The sequence below is a fragment of the Pseudomonas sp. MB-090624 genome (genome assembly GCF_003205245.1).
Taxonomy (GTDB): domain Bacteria; phylum Pseudomonadota; class Gammaproteobacteria; order Pseudomonadales; family Pseudomonadaceae; genus Aquipseudomonas; species Aquipseudomonas juntendi.
The window spans coordinates 13,770-39,210 of sequence record NZ_QJRK01000052.1; the positions used below are offsets into that span (position 1 = coordinate 13,770).

21 protein-coding genes and 2 pseudogenes are annotated in these 25,441 nt (G+C 66.4%); 9 read left to right on the top strand and 14 right to left on the bottom strand.

Annotated elements, in window-relative coordinates:
* Positions 1-7 precede the first annotated feature (7 nt).
* Complete coding sequence (locus DMX12_RS24100) at positions 8-1,159, bottom strand: acyl-CoA dehydrogenase family protein (protein WP_054913468.1); 1,152 nt, start codon at positions 1,157-1,159, stop codon at positions 8-10.
* 16 nt (positions 1,160-1,175) lie between these two features.
* The gene (locus tag DMX12_RS24105; RefSeq protein ID WP_047149723.1) at positions 1,176-2,246 is read right to left on the bottom strand and encodes an enoyl-CoA hydratase/isomerase family protein; all 1,071 of its coding nucleotides are present in this window, start codon (positions 2,244-2,246) and stop codon (positions 1,176-1,178) included.
* A 328-nt stretch (positions 2,247-2,574) separates the two neighbouring features.
* Here DMX12_RS24105 and mdcA point away from each other — a divergent pair, with 328 nt between their 5' ends.
* The 9 genes from mdcA to madM all read left to right on the top strand — a co-directional run bounded on the left by mdcA (position 2,575) and on the right by madM (position 9,917).
* A complete protein-coding gene (gene mdcA, locus DMX12_RS24110) occupies positions 2,575-4,236 on the top strand; it encodes a malonate decarboxylase subunit alpha (protein WP_110679645.1) in 1,662 nt (553 codons plus the stop codon).
* On the top strand, positions 4,236-5,141 hold the full coding sequence (locus DMX12_RS24115; RefSeq protein WP_110679646.1) for a triphosphoribosyl-dephospho-CoA synthase: 906 nt from the start codon (positions 4,236-4,238) through the stop codon (positions 5,139-5,141). The genes mdcA and DMX12_RS24115 overlap by 1 nt, the downstream gene beginning before the upstream one ends.
* Before the next feature lies 1 nt (position 5,142).
* Complete coding sequence (locus DMX12_RS24120; RefSeq protein ID WP_009686716.1) at positions 5,143-5,442, top strand: malonate decarboxylase subunit delta; 300 nt, start codon at positions 5,143-5,145, stop codon at positions 5,440-5,442.
* Positions 5,435-6,283 carry a biotin-independent malonate decarboxylase subunit beta gene (locus DMX12_RS24125; protein ID WP_110679647.1) on the top strand — a complete coding sequence of 283 codons (849 nt, stop codon included), beginning with the start codon at positions 5,435-5,437 and terminating at the stop codon, positions 6,281-6,283. The genes DMX12_RS24120 and DMX12_RS24125 overlap by 8 nt, the downstream gene beginning before the upstream one ends.
* Complete coding sequence (gene mdcE, locus DMX12_RS24130; RefSeq protein ID WP_110679648.1) at positions 6,280-7,071, top strand: biotin-independent malonate decarboxylase subunit gamma; 792 nt, start codon at positions 6,280-6,282, stop codon at positions 7,069-7,071. Before DMX12_RS24125 ends, mdcE begins: the two co-directional genes overlap by 4 nt.
* Position 7,072: 1 nt before the next feature.
* A complete protein-coding gene (locus tag DMX12_RS24135) occupies positions 7,073-7,687 on the top strand; it encodes a malonate decarboxylase holo-ACP synthase (protein ID WP_029887237.1) in 615 nt (204 codons plus the stop codon).
* Entirely contained in the window at positions 7,684-8,604 is a 921-nt protein-coding gene (gene mdcH, locus DMX12_RS24140; RefSeq protein ID WP_110679649.1) for a malonate decarboxylase subunit epsilon, read from the top strand. Before DMX12_RS24135 ends, mdcH begins: the two co-directional genes overlap by 4 nt.
* Positions 8,605-8,727: 123 nt before the next feature.
* A complete protein-coding gene (gene madL, locus DMX12_RS24145; protein WP_009686721.1) occupies positions 8,728-9,150 on the top strand; it encodes a malonate transporter subunit MadL in 423 nt (140 codons plus the stop codon).
* Between the two features lie 2 nt (positions 9,151-9,152).
* Entirely contained in the window at positions 9,153-9,917 is a 765-nt protein-coding gene (gene madM / locus DMX12_RS24150; protein WP_009686722.1) for a malonate transporter subunit MadM, read from the top strand.
* A 29-nt stretch (positions 9,918-9,946) separates the two neighbouring features.
* On the opposite strand, the gene DMX12_RS24155 is transcribed toward madM, so the two are convergent.
* The 12 genes and pseudogenes from DMX12_RS24155 to DMX12_RS24210 form a co-directional block, all read right to left on the bottom strand.
* Complete coding sequence (locus DMX12_RS24155) at positions 9,947-11,242, bottom strand: MFS transporter (protein WP_054912540.1); 1,296 nt, start codon at positions 11,240-11,242, stop codon at positions 9,947-9,949.
* Positions 11,243-11,568: 326 nt separating this feature from the next.
* Positions 11,569-12,702, bottom strand: a complete 1,134-nt coding sequence (locus DMX12_RS24160; RefSeq protein WP_110679650.1) for an HlyD family secretion protein — start codon at positions 12,700-12,702, stop codon at positions 11,569-11,571.
* Positions 12,699-14,348: an MFS transporter gene (locus DMX12_RS24165; protein WP_110679651.1), complete on the bottom strand. Its 1,650-nt coding sequence runs from the start codon at positions 14,346-14,348 to the stop codon at positions 12,699-12,701. The genes DMX12_RS24160 and DMX12_RS24165 overlap by 4 nt, the downstream gene beginning before the upstream one ends.
* 213 nt (positions 14,349-14,561) lie before the next feature.
* Positions 14,562-16,964, bottom strand: coding sequence for a TonB-dependent receptor (locus DMX12_RS24170; protein WP_110679652.1), 2,403 nt, complete (start codon positions 16,962-16,964; stop codon positions 14,562-14,564).
* Positions 16,965-17,075: 111 nt separating this feature from the next.
* Positions 17,076-18,039: pseudogene (locus tag DMX12_RS24175) on the bottom strand (FecR domain-containing protein).
* Complete coding sequence (locus DMX12_RS24180; protein ID WP_029887859.1) at positions 18,036-18,545, bottom strand: sigma-70 family RNA polymerase sigma factor; 510 nt, start codon at positions 18,543-18,545, stop codon at positions 18,036-18,038. Before DMX12_RS24180 ends, DMX12_RS24175 begins: the two are co-directional and overlap by 4 nt.
* A gap of 100 nt (positions 18,546-18,645) precedes the next feature.
* The gene (locus DMX12_RS24185; protein WP_110679653.1) at positions 18,646-21,162 is read right to left on the bottom strand and encodes an excinuclease ABC subunit UvrA; all 2,517 of its coding nucleotides are present in this window, start codon (positions 21,160-21,162) and stop codon (positions 18,646-18,648) included.
* Positions 21,163-21,219: 57 nt separating this feature from the next.
* A pseudogene (locus DMX12_RS24190) lies at positions 21,220-21,423 on the bottom strand (type VI secretion system protein TssA); the annotation flags it as partial.
* A gap of 80 nt (positions 21,424-21,503) precedes the next feature.
* Positions 21,504-21,815 carry a hypothetical protein gene (locus DMX12_RS24195; protein WP_110679662.1) on the bottom strand — a complete coding sequence of 104 codons (312 nt, stop codon included), beginning with the start codon at positions 21,813-21,815 and terminating at the stop codon, positions 21,504-21,506.
* A 200-nt stretch (positions 21,816-22,015) separates the two neighbouring features.
* Positions 22,016-23,074, bottom strand: coding sequence for a glucuronyl hydrolase (locus DMX12_RS24200; protein ID WP_110679654.1), 1,059 nt, complete (start codon positions 23,072-23,074; stop codon positions 22,016-22,018).
* On the bottom strand, positions 23,058-24,236 hold the full coding sequence (locus DMX12_RS24205) for a CynX/NimT family MFS transporter (protein ID WP_009681728.1): 1,179 nt from the start codon (positions 24,234-24,236) through the stop codon (positions 23,058-23,060). The genes DMX12_RS24200 and DMX12_RS24205 overlap by 17 nt, the downstream gene beginning before the upstream one ends.
* Complete coding sequence (locus tag DMX12_RS24210) at positions 24,233-25,441, bottom strand: acyl-CoA dehydrogenase family protein (protein WP_110679655.1); 1,209 nt, start codon at positions 25,439-25,441, stop codon at positions 24,233-24,235. Before DMX12_RS24210 ends, DMX12_RS24205 begins: the two co-directional genes overlap by 4 nt.

The following is a 25,441-nucleotide window of genomic DNA, read 5'->3' on the forward strand; positions in this document are numbered from 1 at the left end:
CGACCTACTAAAGCGTGTAGTGCTTCAGCTCCCGCGCAATCAGCATGCGCTGGATTTCGCTCGACCCTTCGTAGATCTGGGTGATCCGGGCATCGCGGTAGTAACGCTCTACCGGGTAGTCTTCCAGGTAGCCGTAGCCGCCATGTACCTGGATCGCCATCGAGCACACCCGTTCGGCCATTTCCGAGGCGAACAGCTTGGCCTGGGATGCCTCTGACAGGCACGGCCTGCCGGCGCTGCGCAGGCGCGCAGCATGCAAAATCAGCAGCCGCGCAGCGTTGACCTGCACCTGCATGTCGGCCAACAGGTTGGCGATGCTCTGGTGCTCGTTGATCGGCTTGCCGAATTGCACACGGTCCCGTGAATAACCCAGCGCTGCTTCGAATGCCGCACGGGCGATGCCCAGCGCTTGCGCGGCGATACCGATCCGGCCCCCTTCAAGGTTGGACAAGGCGATGGCCAGGCCCTTGCCGCGCTCACCCAGCAGGTTGGCGGCCGGTACCCGGCAGTTGTCGAACGTGACCGCGCAGGTATCAGAGGCGCGGATGCCCATCTTGTGTTCGCTGCGGTCGACTTTGAAGCCCGGGTTGTCGGTGGGCACCAGAAAGGCCGACAGGCCCTTTTTGCCCAGGTCCGGGTCGGTTACCGCAAACACGATCGCCAGGCCGGCACGCCGGGCATTGCTGACGAACTGCTTGGCGCCATTGATTACCCATTGGCCGTCTACCAACTCTGCGCGGGTCCGCAGGTTATGCGCCTCGGAGCCGGCTTGCGGCTCGGTCAGGCAGAAGCAGCCGATCACTTCACCCGTGGCCAGGCGCGGCAGCCATTGCTGCTGTTGGTCGGCCGTGCCATATGCCAGCAGCGGGCCGCAACCCACGGAGTTGTGAATGCTCATCATCGCCCCGGTGGCGCCACAACCGGCGGAAATTTCCTCTACCGCCAGGGCATAGGCAACGTAGTCGGTGTAGCTGCCGCCAAAGGCTTCGGGCACGACCATGCCCAGCAGGCCCAGTTCGCCCATCTTGCGTACCACGTCGTCATCGATCCAGCCGGCCTTTTCCCAGGCCTGGGCGTGCGGGGCGATTTCGCCACGGGCAAAATCGCGCGCCATGTCGCGGATCATGATCTGTTCTTCGCTCAGTTCCAGGTCTTGCATCGGTGTACTCCCGGGCTCACAGGCCTTCGAAGAATTGGTCGACCCGCTGGCGTTGCAGTGCAGCCAGGGTGGGTGGGTTCCAGCGCGGTTGCTTGTCCTTGTCGATGATCAGGGCGCGTACGCCTTCGATGATATCGCCATGCTGGAACCACTGGCGGTCCAGGTGCAGCTCCATGGCAAAGCACGCCTCCAGGTCCCGTTGGCGGCCCCGGCGCAGCATCTCCAGCGTAACGGCCATGGCCAGCGGCGAGCGGCTTTCCAGCTGATCTGCGGTGGCCGTGGCCCAGGCGTGGCTGTCGCCAATGCTGACCGTGCGCAATTGCTCGACGATGGCTGGCAGGTCGGGCAGGGCGAAGAAGTGGTCGATGACCGGGCGCAGCTTTTCCAGCGGGGCATCCTCCAGCACCTGGCTACCGAGCCTGGCCAGCAGGCCCTGCAGGTCCTTGAGCGGGTGGTCGCCGAAACTCAGCTGGTCCAGGCCTTGGTCCAGGGCGGCGAGCTGGTCGCTGGCCAGGTACCAGTCGGCCAGGCCGCAATAGAGCGCATCGGCGGCCTGCACCTGTGCGCCGCTCACACCCAGGTAGATGCCCAGCTCGCCAGGGAGGCGCGACAGAAAATAACTGCCGCCCACGTCGGGGAAATAGCCAATGCCGACTTCGGGCATACCCAGCCGGCTGCGCTCGGTCACCACACGCAGGTCACAGCCCTGAGCCAGGCCCATGCCACCGCCGAGGGTGAAGCCGTCCATCAGCACCAGCACCGGTTTGCGGTAACGGTGGATGGCCAGGTCGAGGGCATACTCCTCGACGAAAAAGGTCTCATGCAGCGTATCGCCGGCCTTGAAGCTGTCGTGCAGCGAACGGATATCGCCACCGGCGCAAAAACCCTTGGGGCCTGCACCGCGCAGCACCACCGCCCGTACGTGCGGGTCCCGGGCCCACTGTTCCAGGTGGTGGCGCAGGCTACGGACCATGTCCAGGGTAAGGGCATTGAGGCCGGCGGGGCGGTTCAGTGTCAGGTGGCCGACCTGGTTGCGGACCTCGGCCAGTACATGGTCGGTGGCCGAGGTGTAAGCGTGCGCAGTCATTGCCTTCTCCCTGCTTTGTTATTGATTTTCCAAGTGAAGTCTGGATTTCGCTGGAGGATCTGGCGATCCTTGCATGCGAATTTGCCTTGTACAATCGACAAATCTGCAGGGGGAATCTGCATTTTTGCGTGCCTGGCAGTGTTGCCACTCTAGCAAGGTTTGAGGTTTACCGGATTGGGTTGGTGGATGGGCGCCGATGTTCTTGGTGTTTGGTCTACCAGAATCACGATCATTAACCTTAGCGTAACGATCCAGCGCCGAGCTTGATTGATGCCCGGCTGGCCCCCGCCCTAATGTGACCCCACGACAGCGAACCCGTGGAGTCACCATGACAACAACACAGAATCCACCGCCGCAATGGTCGCGACGGCGTGCCGAGAAGCAACGCCGCCTCGATCAGGTCCGCCACCTTGCCGACGGTGCGGTGCTGCCCAGCGAGCGTATCGTCGAAGCACTAGAGCTGTTGCTGGCCCCCGGCGACCGGGTGGTGCTGGAAGGCAACAACCAGAAGCAGGCCGACTTCCTCTCGCGTTCGCTGGCCAAAGTCGACCCTGGGCGCCTGCACGACCTGCACATGATCATGCCCAGCGTCAGCCGTGCCGAGCACCTGGACTTGTTCGAGCGCGGCATCGCCCGCAAGCTGGATTTTTCCTTCGCCGGGCCACAAAGCCTGCGCATTGGCCAGTTGCTTGAAGACGGCTTGCTCGAAGTCGGCGCGATCCACACCTATATCGAGCTGTACTCGCGGCTGCTGGTCGACCTGATCCCCAACGTGACCTTGGTTGCAGGCTTCATGGCCGACCGTGAGGGCAACCTGTACACCGGGCCCAGCACCGAAGACACCCCAGCGCTGGTGGAGCCGGCCGCGTTCAGCGACGGTATCGTCATCGCCCAGGTCAACCAGCTGGTCGACCGTGTGGATGACCTGCCGCGGGTCGATATCCCGGCATCATGGGTCGATTTCGTGGTGGTTGCCGACCAGCCTTTCTACATCGAACCGCTATTCACCCGCGACCCGCGTCATATCAAGCCGGTGCATGTGCTGATGGCGATGATGGCCATTCGCGGCATCTACGAAAAACACCAGGTGCAGTCGTTGAACCATGGCATCGGCTTCAATACCGCTGCCATTGAGCTGATCCTGCCCACCTACGGCGAGTCGCTGGGGCTCAAGGGCAAGATCTGCCGCAACTGGACCCTCAACCCGCACCCTACGCTGATCCCGGCTATCGAAAGCGGCTGGGTGCAAAGCGTGCATTGCTTTGGCACCGAGCTGGGCATGGAGGACTACATCGCCCAGCGGCCCGATGTGTTCTTCACCGGCCGTGACGGTTCACTGCGCTCCAACCGCATGATGTGCCAGCTGGCCGGGCAGTACGCCGTGGACCTGTTCATTGGCGCGACCCTGCAGGTAGACGGCGATGGCCATTCGTCGACAGTCACCCGCGGCCGCCTGGCCGGCTTTGGCGGGGCGCCGAACATGGGCCACGACCCCCGGGGCCGGCGCCATGCAACGCCGGCCTGGCTCGACATGACCGTGCCGCAAACCCTGCTGGAGCGCGGCCGCAAGCTGGTGGTGCAGATGGTCGAAACCTACCAGGAAGGCGGCAAACCGACCTTCGTGGAAACCCTGGATGCGGTGGCCGTGGCGAAAAAGGCCGGCATGCCGCTGGCCCCGGTGATGATCTACGGTGACGACGTTACCCACCTGTTGACCGAAGAGGGCATTGCCTACCTGTACAAGGCCCGCAGCCTGGAAGAGCGCCAGCAGATGATTGCCGCTGTGGCCGGGGTTACCGCCATCGGCCTGCGGCATGACCCGAAAGACACTGCGCGCCTGCGCCAGCAAGGCCTGGTCGCATTGCCCGAAGACCTGGGCATCCGCCGCACCGACGCCAGCCGCGAGCTGCTGGCAGCGCGCAGCGTTGCCGACCTGGTTGACTGGTCCGGCGGCCTGTACAACCCGCCGGCACGGTTCAGGAGCTGGTGATGAAAGCACACGACTTGCGCCTTGAACCTGTTACGGTCCCTGTGGGCGCGGGTTTACCCGCGAAGAGGCCAGCCCACACAACCCGGATTCAACTGCCAGACCACCTGGCCGACCTGGCCGTGGAAGCCCTGATCGACGAAGCCGAACTGTCCCCCAAACCCGGCCTGGTCGACCGCCGCAGCAACGGCGCTCACACCGACATGACCCTGGCCCTGATGCACGCCTCGGCCCTGGCCCTGTGGCCCTGCCTGCGCAACATGGCCGCAGCCGCGCAAACCATTGGCACCATCGGCCAACCCCTGCGCGCCAGCTTGGGCCAGCTCGGCCGTGAAGGCGAAGCCGCGATGCTGGCCGCGACCCATGGGGTCAACACCCACCGCGGCGCTATCTGGGCCCTGGGCCTGCTGGTCGCCGCCAAGGCCCTCGACCCCGATGCCAGCGCCAGCACGGTGGCCGCGCGGGCCGGGCGCATCGCCCTGTTCGACGACCCGGCCATGCCGCAGCAGCACAGCCATGGCCTGCAGGTGCGCCAGCGCTATGGCAGCAGCGGTGCCCGCGAACAGGCGCAACAAGGCTTCCCTGCAGTTATCGGCCACGGCTTGCCAAACCTGCAACGCAGCCGTGCCAGCGGTGCCAGTGAGGCCAACGCCCGGCTCGATGCCTTGCTCGCCATCATGGCCGTGCTCAGCGATACCTGTGTGCTGTGGCGCAGCGGCCCTGCCGGGCTGGCCGCCGTGCAGCAGGGCGCCCGCGCGGTACTGGGTGCCGGGGGCAGTGCCACCCTGGCCGGGCGCCGCCACCTGCGTGCGCTGGACCAGCAACTGCTGCAACTGAACGCCTCACCGGGCGGCGCCGCCGATCTACTGGCCGCCTGCCTGTTCCTCGACAAAGCCGGGAGCCTGTGACATGGAAACCCTGACCTTCGATTTCCCCGCCGCCGAACCAGGGCGTGGCCGCACGCTGGTGGGCTGTGTCAGCTCCGGCGACCTTGAAGTACTGATCGAACCCGGCACCGCCGGCCACCTGCAGATCCAGGTGGTGACTTCGGTCGATGGCAGCGCCGCGCGCTGGGCGCAACTGTTCCAGCGCCTGTTCGAGGGCCGCGCCTGGCCGGCCGTGAACATCGACATTCATGACTTCGGCGCCACCCCGGGGGTGGTCCGCCTGCGCCTGGAACAAGGCTTCGAGGAGATCGCCCATGACTGACACCGCACGCCTGCTGCGCAGCCGCAGCTTCGTAGAACTGGGTGCCCGGCAGCGCGCCCGCGCCGTGCTCGACCCGGGCAGTTTCCGCGAGCTGCTCGGCCCCTTCGACCGGCTGATGTCGCCTTGGCTGCCCTTGCAGGGCATCGTGCCGCAGGCTGACGACGGCGTGGTCATCGCCAAAGGCACGCTGAACGGGCGCAATGCGCTGGTCGCCGCTATCGAGGGCGGCTTCCAGGGCGGCAGCATGGGCGAGGTGGGCGGCGCCAAGATTGCCGGGGCGTTGGAGCTGGCCATCGAAGACAACCGCAATGGCATCCCCACGTGTGCAGTGCTGCTGCTCGAAACCGGCGGTGTGCGGTTGCAGGAAGCCAACCTTGGCCTGGCAGCGATTGCCGAAATCCAGGCGGCGATCGTCGAACTGCGGGCCTGGCAGCCGGTAATCGGGCTGATTGCAGGTTCCGTCGGGTGCTTCGGCGGCATGTCGATCGCCGCTGGCTTGTGCAGCCATTTACTGGTCACCCGCGAGGCCCGCCTGGGCCTCAACGGGCCTCAGGTCATCGAACAGGAAGCCGGCATTGCCGAGTATGACGCCAAGGACCGGCCGTTCATCTGGAGCCTGAGCGGCGGCGAACAGCGCCATGCCAGCGGGCTGGTCGATGGCTATGTGGCCGATGACATCCAGGCGCTGCGCGACTGCCTGCTGCAACTGCTCGACTCGCCTGGCGCTGACCGCGCCCGGCAACACGCCTGGTACCTCGAGCGCCTGGCCCGGCTGGGCGCCGAGTGCCCGCAACTGGACGCTGCCGCTGTGCGTGCCCTTTACCAAGGAGAAGCCCAATGAACCGTGCCATGAACTGGCTGCCGGGCCTGGCGGGCGGCCAGCCCTTGCCGGGCTACCCGGCGTCGTTGCAGGTCATCGATGGCGAACTGGACAACCGCCTGGCGCGCTTTATCGCCGTGGTCCCCGACCCCGCCAATCCGTTCCCCCGCGCCCGCGGGGGCGAAGTCGGCCTGCTGGAGGGTTGGGGCCTGGCCAAGGCCGTGAGCGACGCGGTCGACGCTGACAGCCAGGGGCACAAGCGCGCAATTGTCGCGGTAATCGATGTGCCTAGCCAGGCCTACGGTCGCCGTGAGGAGGCCTTGGGTATCCATCAGGCCTTGGCTGGCGCTGTGCAGGCTTACGCCCAGGCCCGGCTGGCCGGTCACCCGGTAATCGGGCTGCTGGTCGGCAAGGCCATGTCTGGCGCTTTTCTTGCCCACGGCTACCAGGCCCAGCGCCTGATCGCCCTGGACGATGCCGGGGTAATGGTGCATGCCATGGGCAAGGCGGCAGCCGCGCGGATTACCCTGCGCAGTGTCGAGCAACTGGAAGCGTTGGCCGCCGAGGTGCCGCCCATGGCCTATGACCTGGCCAGCTATGCGTCACTGGGCCTGCTGTGGCGTCGGTTGACGGTGGCCAACGCCGAAGCGCCTTGCAGCGCTGACATTGCCCGGGTGCGTGCCTGCCTTGCCGACGCGGTCCGGGATATTGGCAGCTCGACCGACCTGTCGTCGCGGCTGGCGGGCGAACACCGCAGTGCCTCGCGGCAAGTGCGTGAGCAACTGCGCCGCCAATGGCAGGGTGCCTGAGGTGAACGCGCCACGCCCCCATGACCTGCTGTGGGGCATGCCCACTTCGGCCCTGCCGGCCGACGCGCCGCTGTGGGCACGGGAAGTGTTGGCCGGCGGCCAGCCGGTGGTCGTGCGCCGCGCGGTGTGTGACGCCGGCTGGGTCGCCGTGGGCGTACGTGGCCAAGGGCGGGCGCAGCGCCTGGCAGCGTTGATGCGGGTTGGCGACATTCAACGCCAGCAGGCCCCCGAAGCCTTGCAGCGGCCAACTCAGCGCGCCTGGCCAGCATTGCAGGCCCTGGCCTGGGTAGCGCCAATGCTCGATGCCTGCGGCCTGGCCTGGGGGCCGACAGGTGGCGTGGGTTACCAGATTGCAACGGGTATTGACGTGCTGCACGCCGACAGCGACCTGGACATACTGGTACGCACGCCGCAACCGCTGGCGCGTATACAGGCCCGCACGCTTTTGGCGATGCTGGACGGCGCGCCATGCCGTATCGATGCGCAGTTGGAAACCCCGGGCGGGGCTGTGGCGTTGCGCGAGTGGGCCGGTTTCGCCCAGCGCGTGTTGCTCAAGTCGCCCGTGGGGCCATGCCTGTGCGAAGACCCGTGGGCTGTACGGGAGCGTGCCGCATGAGCACTCTGTTCGCGTTTCCGGGCCAGGGTGCCCAGCAGGTCGGCATGTTGCAGCGCCTGCCCGAAGGCAGCGCGCCGGTGCTGGAAGAGGCCAGCGATGCCCTTGGCCAGAACGCACTGGCGTTGGACAGCGAGCACGCCCTGCAGTCGACCCGCGCCGTGCAGTTGTGCCTGCTGCTCAGTGGCGTGGCCTGGGCGCGCTGGTTGATGCAGCGCAGCCCAGGGCCGGATTGCGTGGCGGGCTTGTCGGTCGGTGCTTACCCGGCGGCAGTGGTGGCCGGTGCTTTGGGCTTTGCCGACGCTGTGCGCCTGGTTGCCCTGCGCGGCCAACTGATGCAACGGGCCTATCCGCGTGGCTATGGCATGACTGCGCTCAGTGGCCTGGAGCTGGCCAGTGTCGAGCGCTTGCTGGGCGAGGTGGGCGGCGAGGTGTATATCGCCAACCTCAACAGCGAGCAGCAGATCGTCATTGCCGGCAGCGAAACGGCGATGGCGGCGGTGGCGGCCCGCGCGCGCAGCCTGGGCAGGGGCATCGCGCGCCGGCTGGCAGTCAGCGTGCCATCGCATTGCCCGTTGCTGGCTGGCCCGGCAGCAGAGCTGGCTGCGGCCTTCGCTGCGGTCGAACTGCAGCGGCCACGTATCACTTACCTCAGTGGCAGCAGCGCACGGGTGATAGTCGACCCGCAGCGTCTGCGCGACGATCTGGCCGGCAACATGGCGCGCCGGGTGGACTGGCGGGCAGCGTTGCGCAATGCCTATGAACGCGGCGTGCGCCTGCACCTGGAAATGCCGCCTGGCAGCACGCTCAGCGGCCTGGCCCGGCCGGTGTTCGAACAGGGCAGGGTGCTGGCGGTGGAAGGCACCCGATGGGACAGCCTGGATGCGCTGCTGCGCCAGGAGGTGGCGGACCGGCGATGATGGCGGGCATCGCGCCGGCTGGCACGGGCTACGCCCGTTAATGAAGCCAGTGCGGCGCTTGCGGGTTTACCGATGGCGAAGAACAACAACAAGCAACTTCGACACTACCTGAGGACAACAACAATGATCATCTATGGTGTGGCACTGCTGGCGGTCTGTACGCTGGCTGGGGTTATCGTCGGCGACTTCCTGGGCGTACTGCTGGGCGTCAAATCCAATGTAGGCGGGGTCGGCATCGCCATGATCCTGCTGATCTGCGCACGCCTTTACATGCACCGTCACGGTGGCATGAGCAAGGAGTGCGAGTTCGGTGTGGGCTTCTGGGGTGCCATGTACATTCCGGTCGTGGTGGCCATGGCGGCGCAACAGAACGTGGTCACTGCCCTGCACGGCGGGCCGGTGGCGCTGCTGGCTGCGATAGGTGCGGTGCTGGTGTGCGGTGCGACCATTGCACTGATCAGCCGCAGCCACCGCGGCGAACCGCTCCCAGCGGTCGAGGCGCCACCCCAGGCCAATGGGCATGCTGCCCCTGCAGGGGGGCGCTGAACATGTGGCCGATCATTGATAATGCCCTGGAACATAACGGCCTGATCACTGCCTTCGCGGTGGTGGGCGGCATCATGTGGCTGTCGGTGTTGTTGTCCAGGTACCTGACCTTCGGCCGCGTGCACGGCTCGGCCATCGCCATTGTCATCGGGCTGGTGTTGGCCTGGGTGGGCGGTACCCTCACAGGCGGCCAGAAAGGCCTGGCCGACATGGCGCTGTTTTCCGGCATCGGCCTGATGGGCGGGGCCATGCTGCGCGACTTCGCCATCGTTGCCACGGCGTTCGAGGTGCAGGCCACCGAGGCTCGCCGTGCCGGGATGATAGGCGCGGTGGCGCTGCTGCTCGGCACGGTCTTGCCATTCATTGTCGGGGCGGGCGTGGCGTACGCCTTTGGTTACCGCGACGCGGTGAGCATGACCACCATTGGTGCCGGCGCCGTGACGTACATCGTCGGCCCGGTGACCGGCGCGGCGCTGGGTGCCAGTTCGGACGTGATGGCCCTCTCGATCGCCACCGGTTTGATCAAGGCGATTCTGGTGATGGTATTCACCCCGGTATCGGCCCGTTTGCTGGCGCTGGACAACCCACGCTCGGCAATGGTGTTCGGCGGTTTGGCGGGGACTGTGTCGGGTGTGACCGCCGGGTTGGCGGCGACGGACCGGCGGCTGGTGCCTTATGGGGCACTGACCGCCACGTTCCATACCGGCTTGGGGTGCCTGATGGGTCCGTCGATCCTGTACTTCTGTGTGCGAGGGTTGGTGGGGTAGACAACCGGGCTGCATGGCAGCCCGTTGGCTCAGTGGGCCTGGCTCTGGGCAGGCGGTGCAGGGTCGGCGGGCTCCAGCGGCGGATGCTCTTGCGCGGCATGCATCAGGTCTTCGGTTACCCGCAGTTCGGCACCGGTGGGCGAGAACGTGGTCGAGGCGGCGAAGGGGGCCGGGTGTTCTGCCGCCGGGCGCTTGCCACGGCGCCACATGAAGAAGCACAGCATCGCCAGGTTGACCACGGCAAACGCCCAGAACAGTCCGGCCTCGCCAAACTCGGTCATCATCGGCGAAATGGCCACCGGTGCCATGGCCGAGCCCAGTGAGTTGATCAGCAGCAAACCCTGGATCATCGGCACCAGCGCATCGGACGGCGCGCGGTCGGCGGCATGGCTGACCGCGACCGGGTACAGGGTGAACACGCCACCGCCCAACAGGAACAGCATGGCCGGCAGCAGGAACGAGTCCGAGGGCAGGAACACCGTGACCAGTGACAGCACAACGCACAAGGCGGCCAGCGCCAGCAGTACGTCCAGGCGGTCTTTGCGGTCCGACCAGCGCCCGACCGGGTACTGCAACAGCATGGCGCCAAGGATGACCCAGGCCATCATGTTGCCGACTTCGCCCACCTCCAGGCCGATGCGTTGCAGGTACAGCGGCAGCAGGGCATAGATGCCGGCGATGGCGACGCCCGAGCCGAAACAACCCACCAGGCCCGAAGGGGCCACGCCCAGCAACTGCCGGGGCTTGAGGGGTTCGACCTGCTCCAGCAAGGGCGATACCCGCGGCAGGATCACGATGGGCAGCACCGACAGCGCGGCGAGCACGCCGGCCAGCATGAACGGCGCGGTATCGCCCAACTGGGTGATCTCCCCCAGGCCGGCCTGGGCGATGACCCCGGCACCATAGAAGGCGATCATGTACAGCGCCAGCAGGCGGCCGCGGATTTTCGCGTCGCCGGCCAGCAGCAGCCAGCTTTCGATCACCAGGAACACGCCCACGGCGGCCCAGCCGTTGATCAGGCGCAGCACCGACCACCAGGTTACGTCGTAGAACAAGCCCTGCAGCAAGATGGTCACGGCAATCAGCGAGGCGAAGCTGGTATAGGCGCGAATGTGGCCGATGCGCAGGATCAGCCGGTCGTTGAAGATGGCGCCCAGTGTGAGGCCGATGAAGTAGGTCGACGAAACGATGCCAATGGTGGTGGCAGACTCACCGGCAGCGCCCAGGCGCAGGGTGGTGAGGGAAGACATGAAGCCGTTGCCCAGGGCGATGATGAACAGCCCGAGCAGGGGCGCCAGCGCCATGGCCAGCAAACGCGGAGACATAGGTACCTCTGGTTGGATGAGCGGAATGAGCGCCTTTTCGGACGCGCACACCGGCTCGACCCCGCAAGGGGCGAGTAGCTGCACGGATGCGACCTGGGCAAGACTCAACCGCTGGGCCGTAGGGGATGGGGCCGGGCGGGGAGGGTTGAGCCTATTTCACATGGTGGGCATGTGTTCAGGCACGGACTCTGTCATTGCTGCTGGTTGCCACCGTTGACGGCGACGGGCGAAAAGGAAGCGCGATTCTACGGGGTTGCGAGGGTTTGCCCAAGGGGCCTGGCCCTGCGACGAGACGCCGCAGGCAGCCAGGCAACTGCGCCCGGCAGCTAAGGCTGCACCCGGGTATCGATACTGACCACCACCGACATCCCCGGCCGCAACTGCCGGGCGGGTGGCTGGTCGGCATCCACGGTGATCCGTACCGGTATCCGCTGGGCGATCTTGACGAAGTTGCCGGTGGCATTGTCGGCCTGCAGCAAGGCGAACTCCGAACCGGTGGCCGGCGAAATCTGCTGCACGTGCCCGTACAGCTTCAGGTGGTTCAGCGCGTCCACGGTAAAGCTCACGGGTTGGCCGATGCGCACATTGGCCATCTGGGTTTCCTTCATGTTGGCGATGACCCACAGGGTGTCGGGAACCAGCGCCATCAACTGTGCCCCTGAATTGACATAAGCACCCAGGCGCGTGCCGATCTGCCCCAGTTGGCCGTCACGCGGGGCGGTAACCCGGGTGTTGTCGAGGTCGATGCGCGCCAGCTCCACGGCGGCCTTGGCGTTTTCGACGGCCGCTTCGAGCGCAGCCCGGTTGACCACCACGGTCTCCCGGTCCTGGCGGGCGATTTCCAGCGCGGCCTTGGCCTGGGCCAGGCTGGCGACGGCAGCTGCCTCGTTGGCGCGGGTCACGTCCAGTTCACTGCGGGAAACCGAGCCGTCGCTGACCAGCGCCTGATTGCGGCGCAGGTCGGCCTTGGCTTTGGCCGCCTGGGCCTGGGCATCGCCAATGGCGGCCTGGCGCTGGGCAATGGTGGCTTCGGCGCTCTTGCGCTGTTGCAGGTTGTTGGCCAGGGCTGCTTGTTGCTGCTGCAACTGGGCGAGGGCCTGGGCCAGGCGCTGCTTGTAGATACGGTCGTCCAGTTGCACCAGCAGGTCGCCGGCCTTGACGAACTGGAAGTCGTGCACGGGCACGTCGACGATGTAGCCACTGAGCTGGGGGCCGATCAGGGTGACCTGCCCGCGCACCAGGGCGTTTTCGGTGCTTTCGATGGCACTGCTGAAGGGCGGCAGGCGCCAGGCATAGAGCACCAGCAGAACACCTGCCAGGGCCACGGCGGCAAAGCAGATCGAGGACAGCACCCGCACCCGCCGCGTGCGTACTGGGCTACCCGGCTCGCTGGGCGGCGTTGCGCCTTCCGGGGTTTCGGCGATGGCGGTGGTGGTCGTGGTACGGGTGTCGTCGGTCATCGGGTGGGCACACCAGGGGTGGAGTCGGTGGTGGTGGCCTGGCGTTTCGAGTACCAGAGCCAGGTGCTACGGATGCAGATCCAGATCATGGTCAGTATGGCGATGCTGCCGATCAGTACGAACACATCGTTGTAGGCCATGACATTGGCTTCGCGGCTGGCGGCCGTGGCCAGCAGGCGCATGCCGGCTTCGGTGCGCAGGGCCGGGTCGGCGAGGATGCCACTGTAGGCTGCTGCACCGCTTTGTACGCGGGCATTGACCAGTGGTTCCAAATAACTCAGGTGGTCCATCAGGTGGCTGGAGTGGAAATTCTCCCGCCAGGTCTGGAAGGTGCCGAGCAGTGCCGCGCCAACCAGGCCGCCGACGTTGTTGCAGATGCCGAACAGCACCGAAAAGCTGACCAGGTTACGGGGGTTGGCGCGCACATGGCTGATACCCAGGGCCATCGACGGCCCCAGGAAGAAGGTACTGCCAAAGGCCAGCAGAAACTGGCTGAAGTACATTTGTGCCGGGCGCGTGAGGTTGCTGGAACCGCTGTCGATGAATGCACCGACGGCCATGGCCAGCAAGGAGACGAACAGCGGGATGATCAGGTGGTTGGGATTTATGGTCAGGGCACTGCTGGCCAGGCCCGCCACGGCACCCAGCAGCATGATCCAGTACAGGCTGCGCATCTGCTCGCTGCTCATGTTCAAGGCCTGCAGAAAGCCTACCGCGCCTGTGGATTGCTCCGAGGTGACCATGCGGATCAGCACCACGCACAGGGCCAGACGGATGATGGCGCCACTGCCAAGCCAGCGGGTCATCAGCAACGGGTTGCGGCGGTTGTGTTCGATGGCCAGGCCGCTGAGCATCAGCGCAATCGATGCCGCCAGCGCCACGCCGAGCCACGGGGCCTCCAGCCACCAGTCGATGCGCCCCAGCGACAGCACGGCACAAAGCAGGGCGGTACCGCTGGCCATCAGGGTGAAGGTCAGGAAGTCCAGTGGCTCGAAGGTTTTGAAGCGGTCACCGGGCGGCAGCTTGAGCAGCAGGACACAGCCCAGTGCCGCCAGGGCCAGGCCGAGCTCGAACAGGTACAGCCCGCGCCATTCGGCTATCTGCAGCAAGTCTTCGGAAAAGATCCGCGCCAGGGGTAATGCCAGCTGCGAAGCGCCCAGGCCCAGTACCATGGCCTTCAACCGCCATTGGGCGGGGAAGGCCTGGATCATGTAGTACAGCCCCAGCGAGCTGAGCGCCGCCCCTACCATGCCGTGTGCCGCGCGTACGGCGATGGCCGAGTTGAGGTCGTTGACCAGCAGGTGGGCGAAGGTGACCAGGACGTATAGGACCAGGAACACCTCGGTGAAGGCGCGCAAGCCGAATTGTTGGCGGAATTTCACCAACAGCAGGTTCATGGACACGTTGGTCATCACGTAGGCCGCTGGCAGCCACGCCATTTCCGCCGTGGTGGCACCTAGCGCGCCTTGCAGGAACATCAGGTTGGCGGTGACCAGCGCGTTGCCCAAGCCACCGGTAATGGCTACCAGCAGGCCGACCACGCCATACGCCAGGCGTTTGGCTGGCGAATGCAAAGGCGTGGAGGGGGAGCCTGGCAAGGTGGGCTTTTCGTGGGGTAGCCACGCGTGTGGGGCGTATTTGTTCATGGGGCAGACTGTACTTGAGCGGCGCTTGGTGCTGCTAGGTGCAGGCTTTGGTTTTGAGCATATTGTGCGTTGCCGGTAGCACCGTATTCGCGGGTGGCACAGAACCCGACGCGGTGGCTGGCACCGGCTGCGCCGGTGTTCGCGGGCACGCCCGCTCCTACAAGGGAGCGGGTTTACCCGCTAAAGGGCCGGGGCTGCTGGCTGACGGGGGCGTCAGAAGTCTACGCTGGCGGACAAGCGCAGCACCCGTGGTGTGCCTTGGGTCAGGTAGTTGTTGGTGGTCGAGGCCGACGCCCAATAGGCCTTGTTGGCGACGTTCTCCAGGTTGGCCCGCAAGGTCACCCACTGCTCATCCAGCTTGAAACGGTAACGTGCGCCGAGGTCGACCCGGGTCCAGGCCGGGATGTTCAGGCTGTTGCTGGCATTGACGTACTGGCCGCCGGTACGCAGCACCCGCGCATTCAATGCCGCGCCGGCGATGCCTGGAACGTCCCAGTCCGCGCCCAGGTTGTACTGGAAGCGCGGCACGCCCGGCGCACGGTTGCCGTCGTTGGCGCCATTGGCAGTGTTCTTGAGCTCGGTGTGCATGAACACTGCACCGGTCAGCAGGCGCAAGCCGTGCACCGGCTCGCCGAACACATTCAATTCCACCCCTTTGTTGACCTGCTCGCCGTCCATGCTGAAGGTGTCGCGCTCGGCACCGGCGCTGCGGAACGTGGTGCTGTTGGGCTGCTCGATGCGGTACAGGCCAAGCGTTGCACCAAAGCTGTCCCAGTCCAGCTTGACCCCGGCCTCGACCTGCTTGCTGCGCCTGGGCGGGAACACTTCATTGGCATTGGTCACGCTCGACGGGGCAGTGGGGCCTTGTGCCAGGCCCTCGATGCGGTTGGCGTAGAACGACACATGCTCCCACGGCTTGAGCACCAGGCCATAGACCGGCGTGGTCACCGACTCGTCATAGTTGGCGTTGCGCTCACCGCTAGCGGTAGACCAGCCGTCGACACCGATCGATTGCCGGCGCACGCCCAGGGTCAGCAGCACACGGTCATCCACAAAGCCAAGGGTGTCGGACATCGCCACGCTCTTGACCCGGTTCTTGCCCACGATACGCGGGTCGTGCAGGTCACTGCCCGTATACGTATTGGTCGGGCGCGGCACCTTGACCGGGTGGTACAGGTCGGTGGCATAGCGGTTGGCAGCGGCAACTGCGGCGTAAGCCGAACGTTGTTCGCCCCACATGCCCGAAAGCCCGACGTTGAGCCGATGGCTGACCGGCCCCGTGGCGAACTGGCCATTGATACCGGTCATGGCGCTCTTGTTGTCCTCATCGTGTGGTGAATAGAGGTAGCCACCCCGCGCAGTGCCGTTGGCGTCGCTGACGTACAACGAGGAGTATTCGCCGTTTTCGCGAGTGTGCTTGGCCCCGGCACCGGCATAAAGCACCCAGTTGTCGTTGAGGTCGTATTCGGCGTTGAGCATGCCGTAGGTGTCTTCCAGCTGTGACCAGGTCCACGGTTGGGCGTAATTGTCGCGCGCCGAGGGGGCATGGGGCACTTTGCTGCCGGTTGGGTAGATCACCGCCCGGCCCTGGTTGATGCGTTCTTTCTGGTAACCCAGGTCGGTGGAGAGGCGCAGGCGTTCGCCCCGGTAGTCCAGGGCTACAGCTACCAAGGTGGCGTGTTGCGCTTCGTCGTGCACACCCGTGCCGCCGTCATGCTGGGCCAGGTTGATACGGGCGCCGAAGCGGTTGTCTTCACCAAAACGTTGGCCCAGGTCCAGGTGGCCGCCGACATTGGCGCCGGTGGCATAATCGAGGCTGACGTGGCGGGTTGGCGTGTCTGCGGCACGCTTGGGAACCAGGTTGACCGCACCGCCAATACCGCTGCCCTGGGGGGCGACGCCGTTCAGAAAGGCGTTCGGGCCCTTGAACACCTCGACGCGCTCGAGTGCTTCGGTGGTGATGATCTGCCGCGGTAGCACGCCGTACAGGCCGTTGTAGCTGATGTCGTCAGTGCTCAGTGGCAGCCCGCGGATGGTGAACACCTGCGAGAAATTGCCAAAGCCTGCCGACTGGCGCACTGCCGCGTCATTGAGCAACACATCACCCAGGGTACGCGCCTGTTGATCGGCAATGGTCTTGGCGGTGTAGCTGGTGACGCTGAACGGTACATCACTGGTCGGCTGTTCCCCAAGCACACCCAGGCGTGCGCTACGCGCCAGCTGGCCGCCTTGCCAGGTATCGCCGCTGGCGGCCAGGTTGCTGTTGATGGTGGTGGCGCCCAGCTCCAGGGCACTGCCCAGGTCCACTGCAGGCGCCAGTGTGTAGCCCCCGCTGCCGGTGCTGATCAGGCTGTAGCCACTGCCGGCCAGCAGGCGAGCAAAACCCTCCGGCACACTGAAACTGCCCTGCAGGCCCTGGCTTTGCTTGCCCTGAAGCAGCGCCGGGTCGAATGACAAGGGCACCCCGGCATTGGCGGCGAAGCGTGCCAGCACATCGGCCAGCGGGCCAGCGGCCAGGTGATAGTCGCGGGTGGTGGCGTCGGCAGCGATCGCCGCTGGTGCCAGGGCGGCCATGGCGATGGCAAGGCTCAGTGCCTTGAAAGGCAAATGGGGCATTGGGCGAGGGTCCTGTAGGTGCAGAAAAGGGAGGTTCTGCACTGATCACCGGACGACGCCGGAAAAGGTATCAAAATGCCTGTCGTTGATTCCCGTGGCGCTGAGCCCGGGTCAGCTCAGGGGCTCGACCGTCACCCAATAGCGAGTCAGGCCCTGGACAGTTACCGGCAAGGTGTCGGCCAGCAGCCGCAGGCTGGCATCGGTATCGGTCACCGGAAAGGCGCCAGACACTTTCAGGCCGCGCACTGCCGGGTGGCAGCGCAGCACGCCCGGGCGGTAGCGGCCCAGCTCCTGCAACAGGTCGGCCAGGCGCATGTCGCGCGCCAGCAGCATGCCGTGTTCCCAGGCCAGGTCGCCGTTTTCCAGCGGGGTGGCGGGCAGTACACGGTCGGCATCGAACGCGGAGCGCTCGCCCGCCTTGAGCTGCACGCTGGCGGCGGCGTGCAGCGGGCGGTTGGCGACGGTGCCCTGCAACACCGCTACCCGGGTCAGTGCGCCGTCGATACGTACGCTGAAGCGCGCCCAGCGCCCGCGCATGGCCCTGCGGGGTGGTCACCACCAGCGGGCGCGGCGGGGTTGCCGGGTCGTTGGCGCTGGTCACGAGCACTTCACCTGCCAGCAAGGCGATACGGCGTTGCCGGGCATCGAAGCGGATATCGATGGCGGTGTGGGTGTTCAACAGTACGTGGCTGCCGTCGGCCAGTGTCAGTGAGCGTTGTTCGCCAACCGCCGTGCGGGCATCGGCGGCCCATTGCTGCCAGGGTGCCTCGCGCCAGGCCATCCAGGCTGCTGGTGCCGCCAGCAGCCACATCCCCAGACGCTGCAGGGCCTGGCGGCGGCTGACCGCACCCTGGCGGCTGAGCCGGCGCAAGGTTTCCCCGGTAACCGGCGCAGGCAGGCGGCGAAACTCACCGAGGATGGCCTCGGCGCGCTGCCAGGCCAGGGCATGCTGGCTACTGCGCTGGCACCAGGCCTGGACGGCGCGATGGTCATCGTCGGTGGCTGCGCCCGACTGCAGTTGCACCAGCCAGTCGGCGGCCTCGCCGAGGATCAGGGGGTCGATAGGTGGCCTCATTCGTCCATGCTCAGGCAGGCGAGGAAGGCGGTGCGCATGTCGCGCTTGATGGTCACCAGCGAAACCTGCAGTTGTTCGGCGATTTGCGCGTAGGTCAGCCCGTCCAGTTGCGACAGCAGGAACACGTGGCGAACCCGCGCCGGCAACTCGCGCAGCATGGCATCGATGCGGTACAGCGTTTCGAGGATCATCCAGCGGGTTTCGGCCGACGGCACTTCTGGTTCGGGCAGATGCGCGATGGCCTGCAGATACGCCCGTTCGACATCCTGGCGACGCCAGCGGTCTATCACCAGGCCCTTGGCAATGTGCGTCAGCAATGCCCGAGGCTCACCGCCGAAATAGCTGTTGCCCTGACGGCTGAGCAGGCGCAGGAAGGTGTCATGGGCCAGATCAGCCGCATCGCAGGCATTACCCAGCCTGCGCCCCAGCCAGCCCTGCAGCCAGCCGTGGTGCTCGGTGTACAGCGTCTGAACGTGCAGGTTGAGGGTGGGGTCGGCGGGCGGCATGGGGCGCGGGTTTCCGGGAAATAGGTGCAATTAGGAATTGATCGCATTCTATGCCCCGGGTTGCAGAACTGGCAATGTACAAAAGTGCGGGTACAGGCCCTTACAATGCCTTGGCCAGAAACGCCGCCGTGCGGCTTTCCTTGCAGTTGGCCACCACTTGCGGCGTTCCGCTGACCACCACCTTGCCCCCGGCAGCCCCGGCACCTGGCCCAATATCGATCACCCAGTCACTCTGCGCCACCACCCGCATGTCATGTTCCACCACCACCACGCTGTGCCCAGCCTCGACCAAGCGGTTCAGTTGCAGCAGCAGCCGGTCGATGTCTTGCGGGTGCAGGCCATTGGTCGGCTCATCCAGCACGTACAGGGTCGCGCCCCGGGCCATGCGTTGCAGTTCGGTCGCCAGCTTGATGCGTTGCGCCTCACCCCCGGACAGCTCGGTGGCCGGCTGGCCCAGGCGCAGGTAACCCAGGCCGATGTCTTGCAGCACCTGCAGGCACCGCCGGGCCGGAGGCTGTTCGGCAAACACCTGCAGGGCCTGGTCGACGGTCAGTTGCAGCACTTGCGCAATGTTCATGCCTTGCCAACTGACCGCCAGGGTTTCGGGGTTGTAGCGCGCACCGTGGCAGGTCGGGCAGGGTGCGTACACGCTGGGCATGAACAGCAACTCGACGCTGACAAAACCCTCGCCTTCGCAATTGGCGCAGCGGCCCTTGGCCACGTTGAAGGAAAAGCGCCCGGCGTCAAAGCCCTGCGCCTTGGCTTGTTCGGTGGCGGCAAACAGCTTGCGTACATGGTCGAACAACCCGGTGTAGGTCGCCAGGGTGGAGCGCGGCGTGCGCCCGATCGGCTTCTGGTCTACCTGCACCAGGCGCTTGATAGCCTCGAGCCCGGCGCTGACATGGCCGCTGCTGGTCTGTTGCGGTTCGTCTTCCAGGCTCTGCTCCTCAGGCTCGTCGCCTTGTCCGGCATGGCCCAGGTGCGCGCCCACCAGCTCCAGCAGGGCCTGGCTGACCAGGCTCGACTTGCCCGAACCGGAAATACCCGTTACCGCCGTGAAGCAGCCCAGCGCAAATGCCGCGCTGAGGTTGTCGAGGTTGTTGCGGCTGATGCCTTCCAGCTTCAGCCAGCCACGGGGCTGGCGTGGCGCACGCGGGGCCTGGGCCTGGGCGCCGAACAGGTAGGCGCGGGTGCAGGACTGTTCGACCTTGGCCAGCCCCGCCGGGGGCCCGCTGTACAGGATGCTACCCCCGTGCTCGCCGGCGGCGGGGCCTACATCCACCAGCCAGTCGGCCCGGCGCATGGTGTCCAGGTCGTGCTCCACCACATACACCGAGTTGCCCGCCTGCTTCAGCCGTTGCAGTGCCTGGAACAGCGCTTCACTGTCGGCCGGGTGCAGGCCGGCCGAGGGTTCGTCGAGTACGTAGATCACGCCGAAAAGCTGCGAATTCAGCTGGGTGGCCAGGCGCAGGCGTTGCAGTTCGCCAGATGACAAGGTGGGCGTGCTGCGCTCCAGGGCCAGGTAGCCCAGGCCCAGTTCGAGCAGGGTGTCGATGCGCTCCAGCAGCTCATGGGCGATGCGCTGCGCGGCCAGGCGCTTTTCCAGGGTCAGCTGGCTTTGCTGTGGCTCCAGGTAGCCCGCTGCCGCGACCTTGCGCAGCACCTCGGCAAGCGCTTGCAGCGGCAACTGCGACAGCTCGGCGATGTCCAGCCCGGCAAAGGTCACGCCCAGCGCTTCACGCTTCAGGCGTTTGCCGTGGCACAGCGGGCAGGCGCTGGGGCGCATGTACCGGGCGACGCGCTTGCGCATCTGTGCACTTTGCGAATGCATGAAGGTATGCATGACATAGCGCCGGGCACCCGTGAAAGTGCCCTGGTAGCTGGGCTCCAGCTTGCGCTTGAGGGCCTGGCGGGTTTGCGCCGGGGTCAGGCCGGCATAGACAGGTGCGGTGGGCGTTTCTTCAGTGAACAGGATCCAGTCGCGCTGGGCCTGGGGCAGGTCGCGCCAGGGTATGTCCACGTCATACCCCAACGTGACCAGGATGTCGCGCAGGTTCTGCCCTTGCCAGGCCATTGGCCAGGCCGCGATCGCGCGTTCGCGGATGGTCAGTGACGGGTCGGGCACCATGGTCGCCTCGCTCACCTCATAGACGCGGCCCAGGCCGTGGCACTGCGGGCAGGCACCCTGCGGGGTGTTCGGCGAAAAGTCCTCGGCGTACAGCATGGCCTGGCCTGCCGGGTACTGCCCCGCGCGTGAATAGAGCATGCGGATGGAGCTGGACAATGTGGTCACGCTGCCTACCGAAGAACGGGCGCTTGGCGTGCCCCGTTGTTGCTGCAAGGCAACTGCCGGGGGCAAGCCTTCGATGGCATCCACATCCGGCACACCCACCTGGTCGATCAGGCGCCGCGCGTAGGGTGCCACCGATTCGAAATAGCGGCGCTGGGCTTCGGCGTACAGGGTGGAGAACGCCAGTGAGGATTTCCCCGAGCCGGACACCCCGGTGAACACCACCAGCGCATCGCGCGGAATATCCACGTCGATGTTTTTCAGGTTGTGCTCGCGGGCACCACGGACACGAACGAAACCGGTGGGGGGAGTGGAACGTGGCGGCATGGCGCTTTCCTTGGCGGTACGGGAAGCTCACGGTAGCAGCATAGTCGCTGACGTGGGTCAGGGTTTCGGTTCGCGGGTGCCAAGTACGTCGCGAATGTTGTCCACCACATTGCTGTCTTTGATCACATCGCTCAGCCAGCCTTCCAGCGGCATGTTGCCCCACTTGATGGCACGTTCTATCAGATACGGCACCGGGCTTTGCGGTTCAGTCTGTTTGAAAAACTGTGCGATGCCGGCCAGCATGCTGAAGGCTTCGTCCCGGGCGATCGAGTGGGCCGCCGGTTTGCACCCTCATCCAGGATCGGCTGCCGGGGTCACGACATAGGAAATCAGTTGCTATCTCATTGGGGTTTCTCGCCCATACACGCTTTGAGCCGGGCCAACGTAGCTGACTCTCCACCTGTCAACTCAATGCGAAACTCTGCAAACGCATGCTCGAGATCAGCATACTGCTGCAAGCCTTCTTCAGTGAACAGGTAGTGACCCGGGATGTCGCGCCATTCCATGGCGCAGTGGATCAGCTGTTGCTCTGCCGCATGCAGCAGTGGCTCTAGCTCGACGCTCAATTTCATGGCGGCGGGGTCCTGTGCCTTCAGGCTGTCGATCAGCAGGCGAAGCTTGACCGACTCCTGTTTGAGTTTTTCGGTGTTCATGTTCAGCCCTAGTTGGAAAGGGTGCCTATCAATTTTGGAGTGCCCCATTCGCTACGATTAGGTGTGAGGTATTGCATTGCCGCACCGGTGGGTGAAATTGTGCCATTGGGCTCTGTGGTAGGAGCAACTTCACTCACAAAAACTTCGGTTTGCTGCAAGGCCGATCTGTCCAAAGGCGAACGCCCCGGCACGCCCGCCGCTCACCACCCCGCCACGCCGCCGTCGCCAGCCAGTACCTGACCCTGGGCGCGCAGCGCCTCGACCAGGAAAAAGGTCGCGCAGGGCGTTTCCACCAGGCCGGTACGCTGCGCATCAAGGCGATAGCGGTGGCCGATGAAGCAGCCGTGCCGCACCGACGTTGTCAGCAGCCCGGCTATCTGCCGGCAGGCCAGCTCGCACCAGGCATTACGCCCCGGCAGGCATTGCCATAGGCGCAGCAAGGCCACCGAGGCGATGGCGATGGCGCAGGGGTCGGCCTCGTCGGCGCCTGGGCGGCCGCTGGCGGCGGCCGCGCCCCAGCGCTGGGTCCAGTACTCGCAGGCCCGGCCTGCGGCCTCGGCGTATTCACCACCATAGCGACCTACGGCCTCGGCCAGCCCCAGCATCGCCCAGGCCTGCCCCCGTGCCCATTGGCCTGGTGCGGTACGCTGCCAGTTACCGCCTGGCAGCAACAGGGCCTGATTGGCCCAGGCGCCCGAGGGCTCGGACAAGCTGTTCAGGCAACGCTGCAGGTGTTGCCGTGCCAGGGCCCAATGGCCGGCGTCCGGGCTGGCATGCAACAGGGCGAGGGTCGGGGCCAGTGCGTCGATGTCCAAGGTCCTGGCGCCAGGCTCGCCAGCCCCCAGCCCTGTGCCCAGCCACCAACCGCCCAACTGCGGATCGTAGTCCGCGGCCAGTGCCGCGGCCGCCTGGGTGGCCAGGCCACGGGCCTGCTCATCGCACGACTGGCGCGCGGCAAGGCCGGCGCCGTACCAGAACACGAAGCTGCGGTTAACACTCGGTTCGCCAAGCTGTGCGGCCAGCCGGGCGCTCCAGGTCCGTGCTTCGGCCACATCCACCGCGTCGCCACTGGCCTGGGCGCGCCGCCACCAAAGCGCGGCCCAGAAGCCGCCCAGCCAGGAGCCGCGGCGCGACAGTTTCCAGGGCGAGTCCCGATCGACGCGGTACAACGGGAAATGGCCATCGCACTGCTGCGAGATGCGCGGCAGGGGCGCCAGCAGGGCTTCGATGATCGCCTCGCGTTTACGCTGTTCCGGCATCGGCGCAGCCCTCCGACACCTGCCGCGCCCGGTACAGGCTGCGGCATAGCCCGGCGCCCAGGCACAAGGCGATCATCAGCAGTGTCCAGCCCGCAGTGAAGCCGCCGGGCTGGCGCAGCAGTACGGCAAACAGCGGTGGGCCCAGTGCGATACCGCCGAAGAACCCCAGCGACAGCAGCCCGGCGCTACCGGCAACCCCGCCGAAGCGGGGTTCGCGCAGCAGCATGCTCATGGCCACCGCGTTGCTGGCGACCAGGCTCAGGCCCATTCCGACCACCGCCGCCCACAGGGGCCAGTGGCGCGCGGGCGTGGCCAGTTGCATCAACACGATCGTCGCCAGGGCGAACAGGAACAGGCCGCCCAGCAACACGGTTTCATCCCTGAAAGCCGCGCCCAACGGCGTGAGCAGCAGCCGTGAAAGCACACCGGTGACGCCGAACGCACTGATCATCAGGCCGATGCTCGCGGGCGTCACACCGAGGCTGCTGGCATGCACGCCAAAAAAGGTGATGAAGGCCGACAGGCACAGCCCGGCGCAGCCCTGGATGGCCATCAGCCGCAGCAGCCAGCCGTTGGGCCGCTGTACGCGTACGGGCGGTCGATGCGCCTGGGGCGCCGGGGCGATCTGCCGAGCGACCAGCAGCGCCAGCAGCAGCGCCAATGGCGCCCAGCAGCCCAGCGCCATGCGCCAGCCCAGGGCCTGGCTGAGCACCGGCAGGGCCAGGCCGGCGAGCAGCGCCGAGGCCTGCACCCCGGCCTGCTTGATGCCTACCAGGCTGGCGCGCGGTGCGTCCACCGCCTGGGCGATGGCCTGGTTGGTAGCCGGGTTGGCCAGCGCCTGGGCCACGCCGCAGAAGGCCAGGGCGATCACCAGCCCGACGAAGCCCGGCAGCACCAGCACCAGGCTGAAGGACAGTGCCACCAGCATGAACAGCGCCTGCAAGCCACGGCGCGAGCCAATGCGCTGTACCAGCGCCCCGGCCCATGGCGAGAGCAGCGCCGCCAGGCCGAATGCGCTGGTGGTCAGCCAGCCCAGTTGCTCACGGTCCAGCCCCAGCGCTTGAATCAGTTGCGGGCCGAGTACACCCAGCGCGTAGAACACCATCATCGGCAGGCCCATGGCGCAGGTGAGCAGGGCGGCCAGCGGAACATGCCGCTTCATGGGGCCTCCTTGGCAGGCGAAGGAACGGAAGGGGTCAGCACGTCGAAGGCGCGGCCGGGGCGCGTGGCCTGGAGCAGGTCGCGCCCCAGGGTGCTGATCAGCGCGTCGTCGGTGCCGTCGAGAATGTGCGTGGTGCGGGCGCCGCGGTAGATGCCCGACAGCGGCGACAGCTCGCTCAGGCCCTCGGCGCCCATTATCTGGATCGCCGAATCCACGGCCAGCGACAGCGCATCGGAGGCCGCCAGCTTGGCCAGGTTGACTTCGATGGCGCTGGCCTGGCCGCGATCGAAGGTGGCCGCTGCCTCGCGCAGCAGGCCCCGGGCCGCGGCGATCTCGCGGTAACAGCGGTATACCCGGGCACGTACCAGTTGCTTGTCGGCGAGCCGTGCCTGCGCGCCGCGGGCCGAGTGCACCCGCGCGCACAGATCGTCGAAGCAGCGCCGGGCCAGGCCCAGCCAGTGGGCGGCGCGCAACAGGCGGCCCAGGCCCAGGCGTTGCTGCATCAGCATCAGGCCCTGGCCTGGCGCGCCCAGCACCTGGTCAGGCTCCACCCGCACCGCCTCCAGGTGCAGCTCCCCCTGGCCCTGCTGACGACCTAGCAGCGCCAGTGCCCGCACAAAACGAAAGCCTGGGCTGTTGCAGGGCACCACCAGCATCGACAGGCCGGTCTGCAACGGGCCCTCGTCGGTGCGGGCGATGACGGTGGCGAAATCTGCCCGCTCGGCACGGCAGATGAACCACTTGCGCGCCGTCAGCCGCCAGTGGTCGCCTTGCCATTGGGCGCGGCTGTTCAGGGTGCCCGGGATCGAGCCGATGCTGTCGGGCTCGGACATGGCATAGCAGGGCACTTGCTCGCCGCGCACCAGCGGCAGGTACACGCGCTCGCGCAGGCTTGGGTTGGCGTGGCGTGCCAGCATGTGGCAGTCCAGCGTGGCGTCGCAGCCGAGAATCGCCGGCGCGAACTCGCTGCGGCCTTCTTCGGCGGCCACCTCCAGGTAGTCGGTCAGGCGCGCGAGGCGACCGCCGTCGGCCACGGGGTAGAAATTGCCGAATACCCCGGCGGCCTTGGCCTGCGCCTGCAGTTCGGCGCTCAGCCGCGCTGCCGCCGCGTCGCAGCGGCCCAGCTCGGCCTCACGGGGCAAAATCTGCCGCTCGACGAAGTGGCGTACCCGTTGCGCCAGTTCAATGACGTGCTCGTTGGCCAT